Consider the following 13,685-nt stretch of genomic DNA (forward strand, 5'->3'; position numbering starts at 1 on the left):
GTAGTCGGGGGTTTCCCCCTGTGAGAGTAGGACGCCGCCAAGCTATCATTACGGTAAAGGCAGCTCATTATGAGCTGCCTTTTTTGTGTTTTTCTGCATACATTATATAATATGAGAAACGTAACGATATGCCTTTTTGCAAAAGCAGGTTTTATGCTTGTGCAAAGTGGAAATAATAGAGATAGAGCGATACAGTTGAAAAATTTTGCGAAACACCTTATAGTAAGGTTAAAGTCAAATATAGTCAAAGTCAATGAAGGAGGGGGTTGAGTGGGACATAATATTTCTGACATCATTGAACAGTACTTGAAACAAGTATTAGATCAAAATGGCAAAGAAATTTTAGAGATCAAACGCAGTGAAATCGCTGATAAATTTCAATGTGTTCCTTCCCAAATAAATTATGTCATCAACACCAGATTTACAAGTGAAAGAGGATATATTGTTGAAAGTAAACGGGGAGGCGGCGGTTATATTCGTATTATCAAAATTAAAATGAATAACGAAGTCGTCCTCATCAATAATATTATTTCGCAGATTCATACCCACTTGTCCCAGGCAGCCTCTGATGACATTATTCTCAGACTGTTAGAGGACGGAGTTATTTCGGAAAGAGAAGCTAAAATGATGGTGAGTGTAATGGATCGTTCAGTTCTATATATTGATTTGCCCGAACGGGATGAACTAAGAGCCAGAATGATGAAAGCAATGCTCACATCTTTAAAACTAAAGTAAGCGGGTGAAAAGATTGATTTGTCAAGAATGCAATGAGAGACCGGCCACTTTTCACTTTACGAAAGTTGTTAATGGAGAAAAACAAGAAGTTCATATTTGTGAACAATGTGCAAAAGAAAATAGCGATTCATACAGTATAAGTGGAAACCAAGGGTTCTCGATCCATAATTTATTATCAGGGCTGCTGAATATGGAGTCTTCATTTCAAAACACCGGTTCTCAAATGTTCGGCTATTCAGAGCAAGGGACAGCTTGTAAGAAATGCGGTATGACGTTTCAGCAGCTGAGAAAAACAGGGCGTTTCGGCTGTGCGGAATGTTACGATACGTTCTACAGCCAAATTACGCCGATCTTGCGAAAAGTTCACAGCGGGAATACGGTGCATGCCGGGAAAATTCCAAAACGAATAGGCGGAAACCTGCATGTAAGACGGCAAATGGAAATGTTAAAAAAAGAACTTGAATCTTTAATACACCACGAAGAGTTTGAAAGAGCAGCGGAGGTCAGGGATCAGATCCGATCGTTAGAGCAGAAGTTAAAAAGTAAAGACAGTGAGGGGGAACAAGGGTAATGTCGCTCAAGCATTTTATTCAGGACGCACTAAGCAATTGGATGAAGCAAAAGGGACCTGAAAGTGACATTGTACTCAGCAGCCGTATACGGTTGGCCCGAAACTTTGAAAATATAAAGTTTCCCGCCCGGTATACGAATGAAGAAGCCTCATCCATCATTCAGCAATTCGAAGATCACTTTTCAGGAAAAGAACTGCCTGATATCGGTCAATTTCATTTAATCAGAATGAGTGAAGCTCAGCCTTTGGAAAAACGGGTGCTGATGGAGAAACATCTGATCAGCCCGAATTTAACGGAATCCCCTTTTGGCGGCTGTCTGCTTTCTGAAAATGAAGAAGTCAGCATTATGTTAAATGAAGAAGATCATATCAGAATTCAATGCCTCTTCCCCGGCTTCCAGCTTCTCAATGCCATAAAAGCGGCAAACCAGGTTGATGACTGGATTGAGGAGAAAGTGGATTACGCCTTTGGAGAGAAGAGAGGGTACTTAACAAGCTGTCCTACAAATGTAGGGACGGGACTAAGGGCTTCAGTCATGATGCATTTGCCGGGCCTTGTATTAACTAGGCAAATGAATCGAATTATACCGGCAATTAACCAATTAGGTTTAGTTGTTAGAGGAATTTACGGTGAAGGCAGCGAAGCATTAGGAAATATCTTTCAAATTTCAAATCAAATCACACTCGGAAAATCAGAACAGGACATTGTAGATGATTTAAACAGTGTGGCTGCCCAGCTGATTGAGCAGGAACGTTCAGCCCGAGAAGCGCTTTACCAAACCTCGAAAATTGAATTGGAGGACCGGGTATTCAGGTCTTACGGTGTTTTATCCAACTGCCGTATGATTGAATCAAAGGAAACGGCGAAATGCCTTTCTGACGTTCGGCTGGGGATAGACCTGGGGATCATTAAAGGGCTATCAAGCAATATACTTAATGAACTGATGATTTTGACACAGCCGGGTTTTCTCCAGCAATATTCGGGCGGTGCATTACGGCCGAACGAAAGAGACGCGAGAAGAGCGGCTCTTATCAGGGAAAGGCTGCATTTAGAAATGAGTGCAAATAGACAGGAGGATGATTCGATATGATGTTTGGAAGGTTTACAGAGCGAGCTCAAAAGGTATTGGCACTGGCACAGGAAGAAGCACTGCGCTTAGGCCATAACAATATTGGAACTGAACATATCTTATTAGGTCTGGTTCGTGAAGGAGAAGGGATTGCGGCTAAAGCACTCCAAGCACTCGGACTCGGTTCGGATAAAATTCAGAAAGAAGTGGAGAGCTTAATCGGACGGGGACAGGAAATGTCTCAAACGATTCATTATACGCCAAGAGCAAAAAAAGTCATTGAGCTCAGCATGGATGAAGCCAGAAAGCTAGGACATTCTTATGTGGGAACAGAACACATACTTCTCGGACTGATTCGTGAAGGAGAAGGCGTAGCGGCGAGAGTTCTGAATAATCTCGGTGTCAGCTTGAATAAGGCGAGACAGCAAGTGCTGCAGCTTCTGGGAAGCAATGAGACGGGATCTTCTGCATCCGGTACGAACAGCAATGCAAACACGCCGACGCTGGACAGTCTGGCGCGTGATTTAACTGCGATTGCGAAGGAAGACAGTCTTGATCCGGTTATCGGCCGAAGCAAAGAAATTCAGCGTGTTATTGAGGTATTAAGCCGCAGAACGAAGAATAACCCCGTTCTTATCGGAGAACCGGGTGTAGGTAAAACTGCGATTGCTGAAGGCCTCGCACAGCAGATCATCAATAATGAAGTGCCGGAAATTTTACGTGATAAACGCGTAATGACATTAGACATGGGTACGGTTGTAGCCGGTACGAAATACCGCGGAGAATTTGAAGACCGCTTGAAAAAAGTAATGGATGAAATACGTCAGGCCGGCAATATTATTTTATTCATTGACGAACTGCATACACTGATCGGTGCGGGGGGAGCAGAAGGTGCGATTGACGCGTCGAATATCTTAAAACCTTCACTGGCCCGCGGAGAGCTTCAATGCATCGGTGCGACAACGCTTGATGAATACCGTAAATATATCGAAAAAGACGCCGCTCTCGAGCGCCGTTTCCAGCCGATTCAGGTGGATCAGCCCTCAGCCGATGAAAGCATTCAAATTTTAAAAGGGCTTCGTGACCGCTATGAAGCGCATCACCGCGTATCCATTACCGATGAAGCGATTGAAGCGGCGGTAAAATTGTCCGACCGTTATATTTCTGACCGCTTCCTTCCGGATAAAGCGATCGATTTAATTGATGAAGCCGGTTCAAAAGTGCGTCTCCGTTCGTTCACAACGCCTCCGAACTTAAAAGAGCTTGAGCAGAAACTCGATGAAGTTCGCAAGGAAAAAGACGCTGCCGTTCAGAGCCAGGAGTTTGAAAAAGCGGCTTCCCTTCGTGATACGGAGCAGCGCCTGAGAGAACAGGTGGAAGACACGAAAAAAACCTGGAAAGAAAAACAAGGCCAGGAGAACTCCGAAGTTTCTGTAGAGGATATCGCGATGGTTGTATCCAGCTGGACCGGGGTGCCTGTATCTAAAATTGCCCAAACGGAAACAGATAAGCTTCTCAATATGGAAAGCATTCTGCACTCCCGCGTCATCGGCCAGGATGAAGCTGTTGTAGCCGTTGCAAAGGCCGTCAGACGTGCAAGAGCCGGTCTGAAGGACCCGAAACGCCCGATTGGTTCATTCATCTTCCTAGGCCCTACAGGCGTTGGGAAGACAGAGCTGGCAAGAGCGCTGGCGGAATCCATTTTCGGTGATGAGGAAGCGATGATCAGAGTGGATATGTCCGAATACATGGAGAAACACTCAACTTCACGTCTTGTCGGTTCTCCTCCGGGATATGTCGGCTATGATGAAGGCGGCCAGCTGACAGAAAAAGTGAGAAGAAAACCTTACTCTGTCGTACTGCTTGATGAAATTGAAAAAGCGCACCCTGATGTGTTTAACATACTCCTGCAAGTGCTTGAAGACGGACGCTTGACTGATTCAAAAGGACGCACTGTGGATTTCCGCAACACGATCCTGATTATGACGTCAAACGTCGGAGCGAGCGAGCTGAAACGCAACAAATATGTGGGCTTCAATGTGCAGGATGAATCACAAAACCATAAAGACATGAAAGACAAAGTAATGGGAGAGCTGAAGCGTGCCTTCAGACCTGAGTTTATCAACCGGATTGACGAAATTATCGTCTTCCACTCCCTTGAGAAAAAACATCTTACAGACATCGTGTCGCTTATGTCTGATCAGTTAACAAAACGTCTGAAAGAACAAGATCTCTCTATCGAGCTGACGGATGCTGCAAAAGCAAAAGTGGCAGAAGAGGGCGTCGATTTGGAATACGGCGCACGTCCGTTAAGAAGAGCGATTCAAAAGCATGTGGAGGACCGGTTATCAGAAGAACTCCTCAGAGGCAATATTGATAAAGGCCAGCACATTGTTCTTGATGTTGAGGACGGCGAATTTGTCGTAAAAACAACTGCTAAAACGAACTAATATAGTGACAAACATGAGGCATACGTAAGCAAGTGTATGCCTCACTTTGTTATATAGAGAAATATTCGATAAGGAAGAGGTCTTACACATATATGGCTAAATCAAAAACAAAATTCATCTGCCACTCATGCGGTTATGAATCCGCAAAATGGATGGGAAAGTGCCCGGGCTGCGGGGCTTGGAATACAATGGTGGAAGAAACCATAAAAAAAGCGCCGGCGAATCGGCGGGCGGCTTTCTCCCACTCCGTTCAAACCGTCCAGAAACCATCACCCATTACATCAATTGAAACATCGGAAGAACCCCGCGTTCAAACAAAGCTCGAAGAATTCAACAGAGTGCTTGGCGGCGGCGTTGTGAAAGGCTCGTTAGTATTAATCGGCGGCGATCCCGGGATCGGAAAATCAACGCTCCTTCTCCAAGTATCCGCACAATTAGCTGATACGGCCGGCAGCGTGCTTTACATTTCAGGGGAAGAATCCGTGAAGCAAACGAAGCTGCGCGCCGACAGACTTGGAATCAACAGCCAAATGTTACATGTTTTATCTGAAACCGATATGGAGTATATTTCGTCTGCTATACAAGAGATGAAACCCGCATTTGTTGTCGTAGACTCCATTCAGACCGTTTACCAAAGTGATATCACCTCAGCTCCCGGCAGTGTATCACAAGTAAGAGAGTGTACGGCCGAATTGATGAAAATTGCGAAAACAAACGGCATACCTATTTTTATCGTCGGGCACGTCACAAAAGAAGGATCGATCGCGGGGCCGAGATTGCTTGAGCACATGGTCGATACCGTTCTATACTTTGAAGGAGAGCGGCACCATACATTCCGTATTTTGCGGGCCGTAAAAAACCGTTTCGGCTCCACAAATGAAATGGGCATCTTTGAAATGCGGGAAGAGGGGCTTACGGAAGTGCTGAACCCTTCTGAAATTTTCTTGGAAGAGCGTTCTGCCGGGGCATCGGGTTCGAGTATCGTTGCGTCAATGGAAGGAACGAGACCGATTCTGGTTGAAATCCAGGCGCTCATTTCACCGACCAGTTTTGGAAACCCGCGCCGCATGGCTACAGGCATTGACCACAACAGGGTATCGTTAATTATGGCTGTGCTTGAGAAGCGGGTGGGTCTTTTGCTTCAAAATCAAGATGCGTATTTAAAGGTCGCCGGCGGGGTCAAACTGGATGAACCGGCGATTGATTTGGCAGTAGCCGTCAGCATTGCCTCAAGCTTCAGAGATACACCGCCGAATCCCGCAGATTGCTTTATCGGTGAAGTGGGTCTGACAGGAGAAGTCCGCAGGGTGTCAAGAATCGAACAGCGCGTAAAGGAAGCGGCAAAACTCGGCTTCAAGCGCATGATTATACCTGAGGCGAATGCAGACGGGTGGACAATACCAAAAGGGATTGAGGTTGTCGGAGTAGCAAATGTTGCAGAAGCGCTTCGTACTTCATTAGGAGGATCATAATAGATGGAAAAAGAGAAAAAAGGGGCGAAACAAGAGCTTGACCTGTCTGCAATTCTGCAGTTCGTTGCACCGGGCACCCCGCTCAGAGCCGGGATAGAGAATGTACTTCGGGCAAATACAGGCGGCCTGATTGTTGTCGGATACAATGATAAGGTAAAGCAAGTCGTGGATGGCGGTTTTCATATTAATACATCATTTGCGCCCGCTCACTTATACGAGCTGGCCAAAATGGACGGTGCCATTATTTTAAGTGATTCCGGCCAGAAAATTCTTTATGCGAATACGCAGCTTATGCCGGAGGCGACCATTTCTTCTTCAGAAACGGGAATGAGGCACCGTACGGCGGAACGGGTGGCGAAGCAGACCGGCTGTCTCGTCATCGCCATTTCAGAGCGCAGAAATGTCATTACGTTATATCAGGACAGCATGAAGTACACACTAAAGGACATAGGTTTTATTTTAACAAAGGCAAATCAGGCCATTCAAACGCTCGAGAAGTATAAAACCATCTTAGACAAAACGATTACGGCTTTAAACGCATTAGAGTTTGAGGAGCTTGTGACATTCAGTGACGTGCTGTCCGTCATGCATCGATATGAAATGGTGCTCCGAATAAAAAATGAAATCAATATGTATATTAAAGAACTCGGAACGGAAGGCCACTTAATCCGTCTGCAGGTGATTGAACTGATTACGGACATGGAAGAAGAGGCGGCACTTTTCATTAAAGACTATGTCAAAGAAAAAATCAAAGATCCGTTCGTGCTGTTAAAAGAGCTTCAGGATATGTCCAGCTATGATCTGCTTGATGATTCCATTCTGTTTAAGCTGCTTGGATATCCGGCTTCTACCAATCTTGATGATTATGTGCTCCCGAGAGGATACAGGCTGCTGAACAAAATTCCGCGTCTGCCGATGCCGATTGTTGAAAATGTGGTTGAGGCGTTCGGATTTTTGCCAAGCATAACGGAAGCCACTGTAGAAGAGCTTGATGATGTCGAAGGTATCGGCGAAGTGCGCGCCAAAAAAATCAAAAAAGGCTTAAAACGCCTTCAGGAAAAACACTATATAGATAGACAGCTTTAAGAATCGCTTAAACCTGTCGGAATACGGGTATATTATTGTTAGTTTTTGTTTATTCTGAATTTGTAGGCTCTGACCCAGTCTGCTGAAAAAATGCTACTTAAAAGGAGGTGGAGGTATGTTAAAACGAATAGTTCAGGCGTTCTTCATTATTGTGGGCGGCGTTGTCGGTATCTTTTTAATACCTGAATTGTTTGTACTGTCAAATATACAGGACATACCTTTAATAACAAACGCATATACGTCTGCTGCAATTGGTGCTATTATCTTTTTTCTCATCAGTATATGGACGACAGAATATGTGATTAATTGGGTAAAATGGATTGAAGATTCTTTGCTGAGAGCTCCGGTGCCGGATCTGTTATTCGGGAGTCTCGGATTGGTTTTTGGACTTATCATCGCATATCTCATTGTAAACGTGATTCCGCTGGACAATATTCCGTACCGTATATTCAGCACGATCATTCCGGTCTTTCTGGCTTTCTTTCTCGGTTACCTGGGCTTCCAAGTCGGATTTAAGAAAAAGGATGAACTGATCAGTCTTTTCTCCATTTCTGCAAGAATGCAGAAGAAAAAGGGAAGTGCTGATGAGGAGCAGGAGGAACAGGATAAAAGGCTGAAAATCTTGGATACAAGTGTTATTATTGATGGGAGAATTGCAGATATTTGTCAGACGGGCTTTTTAGAAGGCGTCATTGTCATTCCTCAATTTGTGCTGGAGGAATTACAGCATATCGCTGATTCTTCAGATGTTTTAAAACGTAACAGAGGACGCCGCGGACTGGATATCTTGAATCGCATTCAAAAGGAACTGGATATTACGGTTGAAATTTATGAAGGCGACTTCGAGGACATTCAGGAGGTTGACAGCAAGCTTGTCAAACTTGCGAAGCTGACATCCGGCGTCGTTGTGACGAATGATTTTAATTTAAATAAAGTATGTGAGCTTCAGAAGGTTGCGGTACTGAATATTAATGACCTTGCAAACGCGGTGAAGCCGGTTGTGCTTCCGGGCGAAGAGATGAATGTGCAGGTGATTAAGGACGGGAAAGAGCATAATCAAGGTGTGGCTTACTTGGATGACGGGACGATGATTGTTGTGGAAGAAGGCCGCAATTATATAGGGAAACATATTGATGTGCTCGTAACCAGCGTACTGCAGACAGCGGCGGGACGAATGATTTTTGCCAAGCCCAAGCTGCTTGAGAAAGCTCTTTAAGAGGGAGTTCATATGGAGTATGTTGTCGTTATTCCGGCTGCCGGACAAGGAAAACGGATGAAGGCCGGGAAAAATAAGCTGTTCATCAGCTTAAAAGGTGCACCTGTTATTATACACACACTGCGGGTTTTTGAAAGTCACGCACCCTGTCAGAAAATAATCCTGGTGATAAACGAGAGTGAACGGGAAGATTTTCGCCAGCTGCTGGCCCAATTTCCGATTCAGACGGAAATTGAGCTTGTTACCGGAGGTGCGGAGCGTCAGCACAGTGTATACGAAGGACTGAAAGTGATTGATAAGGACTGGGTCGTCCTTGTTCATGACGGAGCGCGCCCGTTTGTCACACATCAGCATATCGATAAGCTCGTGGAAACAGCAGAGGAGGCGGGAGCGGCTGTCCTGGCTGTTCCTGTGAAAGACACGATAAAACGGGCGGAAGGCTCCCGGGTTGCGGAGACCTTTGATCGTTCAAGCTTGTGGGCCGTTCAAACGCCGCAGGCTTTTCGTCTTTCTTTATTGAAGACGGCGCATATGGAAGCGGAAAACAAAGGCTTCTTAGGGACGGATGACGCCAGCCTCGTCGAGCGTCTTGATGGATATCAGGTGAGTATCGTTGAAGGCAGCTATACCAATATTAAGCTGACAACGCCGGATGACCTGATATTTGCGGAAGCAATCATGAAAGCGGAAAGTGGGAATCATAATGTTTAGAATCGGACAAGGATTTGATGTGCATCAATTAACGGAAGGCCGTCCTCTCATCATCGGCGGAATTGAAATTCCTTATGAAAAGGGGCTGCTCGGACATTCAGATGCTGATGTATTGCTGCATACAGTCGCAGACGCGTGTCTCGGAGCGGCAGGTGAAGGAGATATCGGCAAGCATTTCCCGGATACTGATCCGGAATTCAAGGATGCGGACTCTTTTAAGCTGCTTCAGCATGTCTGGAACATTGTAAAAGAAAAAGGGTACGTACTCGGAAATATAGACTGCACGATTATTGCGCAAAAGCCGAAAATGGCGCCGCATATTGATGCTATGAGAAAACGGATAGCGGAAGGCCTTGAGGCGGACGTCTCTCAAGTAAACGTAAAAGCGACGACAACAGAAAAGCTCGGGTTTACCGGAAGAGCCGAAGGAATTGCCGCTCAGGCGACCGTTCTGATCCAAAAAGCCTGATCATTGTTTTGATGCCCGGTCTATTTGGTGGTAGAATAGATACATATATTCGGCTAGAGGCTACAGACGAGATGAAAGGAAGTATTTGAACATGGGAAATGAAGTACGCGTTCGTTATGCACCGAGTCCGACCGGACATTTGCATATCGGTAACGCCAGAACGGCGCTTTTTAACTATTTATTTGCCCGCAGCCAAGGCGGAAAGTTTATTATCCGGATTGAGGATACGGACAAAAAGCGAAATATTGAAGGCGGAGAGCAAAGCCAGCTCAACTATTTGAAATGGCTCGGCATGGACTGGGATGAAAGTGTGGATATCGGCGGAGAATACGGCCCGTACCGCCAGTCTGAGCGTAACGACATTTACAAAAAGTACTATGAAGAGCTTCTTGAAAAAGGGCTTGCTTATAAATGTTTCTGTACGGAAGAAGAACTTGAGAAAGAACGTGAAGAGCAAATCGCCCGCGGGGAAATGCCGCGCTATTCCGGCAAACACAGAAACCTGACTCAGGAAGAGCAGGAGCAGTTTTTAGCCGAAGGCAGACAGCCGAGCATCCGTTTCCGCGTGCCGGAAGGGAAAATCATCGCATTTAACGATATCGTAAAAGGCGAGATTTCTTTTGAATCAGACGGCATCGGCGACTTTGTCATCGTCAAAAAAGACGGAACACCGACGTATAACTTTGCCGTCGCGATTGACGATTACTTAATGAAAATGACGCACGTGCTCCGCGGTGAGGATCACATTTCAAATACACCGAAACAGATCATGATTTTCCAGGCATTCGGCTGGGATGTTCCTGTCTTCGGACATATGACGCTTATCGTAAACGAAAGCCGCAAAAAATTAAGTAAACGTGATGAATCAATTATCCAGTTTATTGAGCAGTATGATGAGCTGGGTTACCTGCCTGAAGCGCTGTTTAACTTTATCGGACTTCTCGGCCGGTCTCCCGTCGGTGAAGAAGAGCTTTTCACAAGAGAACAATTCATTGAAATTTTTGATGTAAATCGTTTGTCTAAGTCACCGGCTCTGTTTGATATGCATAAACTGAAATGGGTCAACAACCAATACGTCAAAGCGCTGGATCTTGATCAAGTGGTTGAGCTGACCCTGCCGCACCTGCAAAAAGCAGGAAAAGTCGGCACTGAGCTTTCTGCCGAGGAGCAGGAATGGGTTCGTAAATTAATTTCTCTTTACCATGAGCAATTGAGCTACGGCGCTGAAATTGTCGAGCTGACTGATTTGTTCTTTAAAGATGAGATCGAGTATAATCAAGAGGCAAAAGCCGTTCTGGAAGAGGAACAGGTGCCTGAAGTGCTCAGCGTATTTGCTGCGAAGCTTGAAGAGCTTGAAGAATTTACGCCTGAGCTGATCAAAGCCTCAATCAAAGCTGTTCAGAAAGAAACAGGTCATAAAGGCAAAAAGCTGTTCATGCCGATTCGCGTAGCGGTTACCGGTCAGACACACGGTCCTGAGCTTCCGCAGGCCATTGAGCTGATCGGCAGAGAAACAGCCGTCAGACGCCTGAAAAGCATTTAAATATACGATTGTTGACAGGGAAGAGTATAAAACAATGACCATTACAGAAAGAATCTTCATCGGCTGAGAGAGATTCATGCGTCATGTTTTAGAAGTGCGCCCTTAAGACCTTTGAAGAACATTTCTGCGGAAATCAGTATTTAAAGGCGGCCGCCGCCGTTACCGGCTTTTAAGTTGGGAAAACAGTGACTTGTTTTTCAAACAGAGTGGAACCGCGCGGTAAAAGCGTCTCTGTCATGTTTACATGCAGAGACGCTTTTTTTATAGGCGGAAAAACAGACTGGAGCGGGGAGAGAATGGGGGGAAGCATGTGTTTTTTAAAATGCTAAAAGAAGACATAGATACAGTGTTCGATCAAGATCCGGCAGCAAGAAGCTATTTCGAAGTTGTTTTAACTTATTCTGGTTTACATGCTATATGGGCGCATCGGATTGCACATGCTTTATATAAACGGAGATTTTTCTTCCTGGCGCGCCTGATATCACAGATTGCCCGTTTCTTTACCGGAATTGAAATCCATCCCGGCGCGACCATCGGGAGAAGGTTTTTCATTGACCACGGTATGGGGGTCGTCATAGGGGAAACATGTGAAATCGGCAATAACGTGACGGTATTCCAAGGTGTCACTCTCGGGGGAACGGGAAAAGAAAAGGGGAAGCGGCATCCGACCATAAAAGATGATGCTTTAATTGCAACCGGAGCGAAGGTGCTCGGCTCTATTACGGTCGGGCAGGGTTCTAAAGTAGGGGCCGGCTCCGTTGTGCTTCGTGATGTTCCCGACTTTTCAACCGTTGTCGGCATACCGGGGAAAGTCGTCATTCAGAACGGAAGAAAAATCAAACGCGATCTCAATCACCAAGACTTGCCCGATCCGGTTGCTGACCGGTTAAGAGCATTGGAGCAGCAGATTTTTGAACTGCAGGCTGAACTGGAAGATAAAAAAGAAAGGATCAACCAAAAATGACCATTACACTTTATAATACATTGACACGGAAAAAAGAAACATTCGTTCCTCTTGAGGAAGGCAAAGTAAAAATGTACGTGTGCGGACCGACTGTATACAACTATATTCATATCGGCAACGCCCGTCCGGCGATTGTGTATGATACAGTACGCAACTATTTAGAGTATAAAGGATACGATGTTCAATACGTATCGAATTTCACCGATGTTGACGACAAACTGATTAAGGCGGCCAACGAGCTCGGCGAGGACGTCCCGACCGTTTCTGAACGGTTCATTAAAGCGTATTTTGAAGATGTGGGCGCCCTCGGATGCCGGAAAGCGGATCTTCACCCCCGGGTCATGGAAAACATGGGTGCCATTATTGAATTTGTCAGCGAACTGATTAAAAAAGGCTACGCTTATGAATCAGAAGGCGACGTCTATTTCAAAACAAGGGCCTTCGAAGGGTACGGCAAGCTATCTCAGCAATCAATTGATGAACTCAGATCAGGCGCGCGTATCCGTGTCGGCGAGAAGAAAGAGGATGCGCTGGACTTTGCTCTTTGGAAAGCTGCTAAGGACGGAGAAATTTCATGGGATAGCCCTTGGGGAAAAGGCCGCCCGGGCTGGCATATTGAATGCTCCGCAATGGTGAAAAAGTATTTGGGTGACGAAATCGATATTCATGCCGGCGGTCAGGACCTGACATTCCCGCACCATGAAAACGAAATCGCCCAATCTGAAGCATTAACAGGCAAGACATTCGCAAAATACTGGCTTCACAACGGATATATCAATATCGATAATGAGAAAATGTCAAAATCGCTCGGCAACTTTGTTTTGGTGCACGATATCATTAAGCAATATGACCCGCAGCTTTTGAGATTTTTCATGCTGTCCGTTCATTACCGCCACCCGATCAACTATTCGGAAGAGCTGCTTGAGAAAACAAAAAACGCGTTTAACCGCCTGAAGACGGCCTACAGTAATTTAAACCATCGTTTGATTAGCAGCACGAATCTGACTGACAATGATGAGGAATGGCTTGCTAAAATCGAAGAGCACCGCACTGCGTTTGAAGAAGCAATGGATGATGATTTTAATACGGCGAATGCGATTTCCGTTTGGTTTGATCTGGCGAAGCTCGCCAATTACTACATGCAGGAAGACAATACGGCGGATCACGTCATTAAAGCCTTTATCAGCATGTTTGACAGAATCGGATCTGTTCTCGGACTTACGCTCGGCGAAGAAGAGCTTGTCGACGAAGAGATTGAAGAGTTGATTGAGAAGAGAAATGAAGCCCGCCGCAATCGCGATTTTGCTTTGTCAGACCAGATTCGCGATCAGCTGAAAAGCATGAATATCATTCTTGAAGATACGGCCCAGGGAACTCGCTGGAAGCGGGGAGAGTAAG

12 protein-coding genes and 1 other annotated feature are annotated in these 13,685 nt (G+C 45.5%); all 12 genes read left to right on the top strand.

Annotation, left to right across the window (positions count from 1 at the left end; genetic code table 11):
* Nucleotides 1-270 precede the first annotated feature (270 nt).
* The 12 genes from ctsR (at nt 271) to cysS (ending at nt 13,684) form a co-directional block, all read left to right on the top strand.
* Nucleotides 271-735 (top strand): transcriptional regulator CtsR, encoded by a 465-nt coding sequence (gene ctsR / locus BGM27_RS18760; RefSeq protein ID WP_003156396.1) that lies wholly within the window; start codon nt 271-273, stop codon nt 733-735.
* Between the two features lie 13 nt (nt 736-748).
* Nucleotides 749-1,306 carry a protein-arginine kinase activator protein McsA gene (gene mcsA, locus BGM27_RS18765; RefSeq protein WP_007410387.1) on the top strand — a complete coding sequence of 186 codons (558 nt, stop codon included), beginning with the start codon at nt 749-751 and terminating at the stop codon, nt 1,304-1,306.
* Nucleotides 1,306-2,397, top strand: a complete 1,092-nt coding sequence (mcsB, locus tag BGM27_RS18770; protein ID WP_003156398.1) for a protein-arginine kinase McsB — start codon at nt 1,306-1,308, stop codon at nt 2,395-2,397. The genes mcsA and mcsB overlap by 1 nt, the downstream gene beginning before the upstream one ends.
* Nucleotides 2,394-4,826 (top strand): ATP-dependent protease ATP-binding subunit ClpC, encoded by a 2,433-nt coding sequence (gene clpC, locus BGM27_RS18775; RefSeq protein ID WP_007410388.1) that lies wholly within the window; start codon nt 2,394-2,396, stop codon nt 4,824-4,826. Before mcsB ends, clpC begins: the two co-directional genes overlap by 4 nt.
* Before the next feature lie 92 nt (nt 4,827-4,918).
* Complete coding sequence (radA, locus tag BGM27_RS18780; protein WP_014304212.1) at nt 4,919-6,298, top strand: DNA repair protein RadA; 1,380 nt, start codon at nt 4,919-4,921, stop codon at nt 6,296-6,298.
* Nucleotides 6,299-6,301: 3 nt separating this feature from the next.
* The gene (gene disA, locus BGM27_RS18785; RefSeq protein ID WP_007410390.1) at nt 6,302-7,384 is read left to right on the top strand and encodes a DNA integrity scanning diadenylate cyclase DisA; all 1,083 of its coding nucleotides are present in this window, start codon (nt 6,302-6,304) and stop codon (nt 7,382-7,384) included.
* A 115-nt stretch (nt 7,385-7,499) separates the two neighbouring features.
* Nucleotides 7,500-8,600 (top strand): PIN/TRAM domain-containing protein, encoded by a 1,101-nt coding sequence (locus tag BGM27_RS18790; RefSeq protein ID WP_003156403.1) that lies wholly within the window; start codon nt 7,500-7,502, stop codon nt 8,598-8,600.
* A 12-nt stretch (nt 8,601-8,612) separates the two neighbouring features.
* Nucleotides 8,613-9,311, top strand: a complete 699-nt coding sequence (gene ispD, locus BGM27_RS18795; RefSeq protein ID WP_007410391.1) for a 2-C-methyl-D-erythritol 4-phosphate cytidylyltransferase — start codon at nt 8,613-8,615, stop codon at nt 9,309-9,311.
* Nucleotides 9,304-9,780: a 2-C-methyl-D-erythritol 2,4-cyclodiphosphate synthase gene (gene ispF / locus BGM27_RS18800; protein WP_003156407.1), complete on the top strand. Its 477-nt coding sequence runs from the start codon at nt 9,304-9,306 to the stop codon at nt 9,778-9,780. The genes ispD and ispF overlap by 8 nt, the downstream gene beginning before the upstream one ends.
* A 91-nt stretch (nt 9,781-9,871) precedes the next feature.
* The gene (gene gltX / locus BGM27_RS18805; RefSeq protein WP_020953851.1) at nt 9,872-11,323 is read left to right on the top strand and encodes a glutamate--tRNA ligase; all 1,452 of its coding nucleotides are present in this window, start codon (nt 9,872-9,874) and stop codon (nt 11,321-11,323) included.
* 2 nt (nt 11,324-11,325) lie between these two features.
* Nucleotides 11,326-11,559, top strand: a binding site (T-box leader).
* Between the two features lie 74 nt (nt 11,560-11,633).
* Nucleotides 11,634-12,287, top strand: coding sequence for a serine O-acetyltransferase (gene cysE / locus BGM27_RS18810; protein ID WP_007410393.1), 654 nt, complete (start codon nt 11,634-11,636; stop codon nt 12,285-12,287).
* Nucleotides 12,284-13,684: a cysteine--tRNA ligase gene (gene cysS / locus BGM27_RS18815; protein WP_007410394.1), complete on the top strand. Its 1,401-nt coding sequence runs from the start codon at nt 12,284-12,286 to the stop codon at nt 13,682-13,684. Before cysE ends, cysS begins: the two co-directional genes overlap by 4 nt.
* The last annotated feature ends 1 nt before the right edge of the window (nt 13,685 follow it).

This window comes from Bacillus sp. FJAT-27001 (genome assembly GCF_019039175.1).
Taxonomy (GTDB): Bacteria; Bacillota; Bacilli; order Bacillales; family Bacillaceae; genus Bacillus; species Bacillus velezensis.

Bases quoted from the DNA above. Each gene is read 5' to 3' on its own strand.
- mcsB (WP_003156398.1), top strand. From the start codon at position 1,306: ATGTCGCTCAAGCATTTTATTCAGGACGCACTAAGCAATTGGATGAAG.
- clpC (WP_007410388.1), top strand. From the start codon at position 2,394: ATGATGTTTGGAAGGTTTACAGAGCGAGCTCAAAAGGTATTGGCACTG.
- radA (WP_014304212.1), top strand. From the start codon at position 4,919: ATGGCTAAATCAAAAACAAAATTCATCTGCCACTCATGCGGTTATGAA.
- disA (WP_007410390.1), top strand. From the start codon at position 6,302: ATGGAAAAAGAGAAAAAAGGGGCGAAACAAGAGCTTGACCTGTCTGCA.
- BGM27_RS18790 (WP_003156403.1), top strand. From the start codon at position 7,500: ATGTTAAAACGAATAGTTCAGGCGTTCTTCATTATTGTGGGCGGCGTT.
- ispD (WP_007410391.1), top strand. From the start codon at position 8,613: ATGGAGTATGTTGTCGTTATTCCGGCTGCCGGACAAGGAAAACGGATG.
- ispF (WP_003156407.1), top strand. From the start codon at position 9,304: ATGTTTAGAATCGGACAAGGATTTGATGTGCATCAATTAACGGAAGGC.
- gltX (WP_020953851.1), top strand. From the start codon at position 9,872: ATGGGAAATGAAGTACGCGTTCGTTATGCACCGAGTCCGACCGGACAT.
- cysS (WP_007410394.1), top strand. From the start codon at position 12,284: ATGACCATTACACTTTATAATACATTGACACGGAAAAAAGAAACATTC.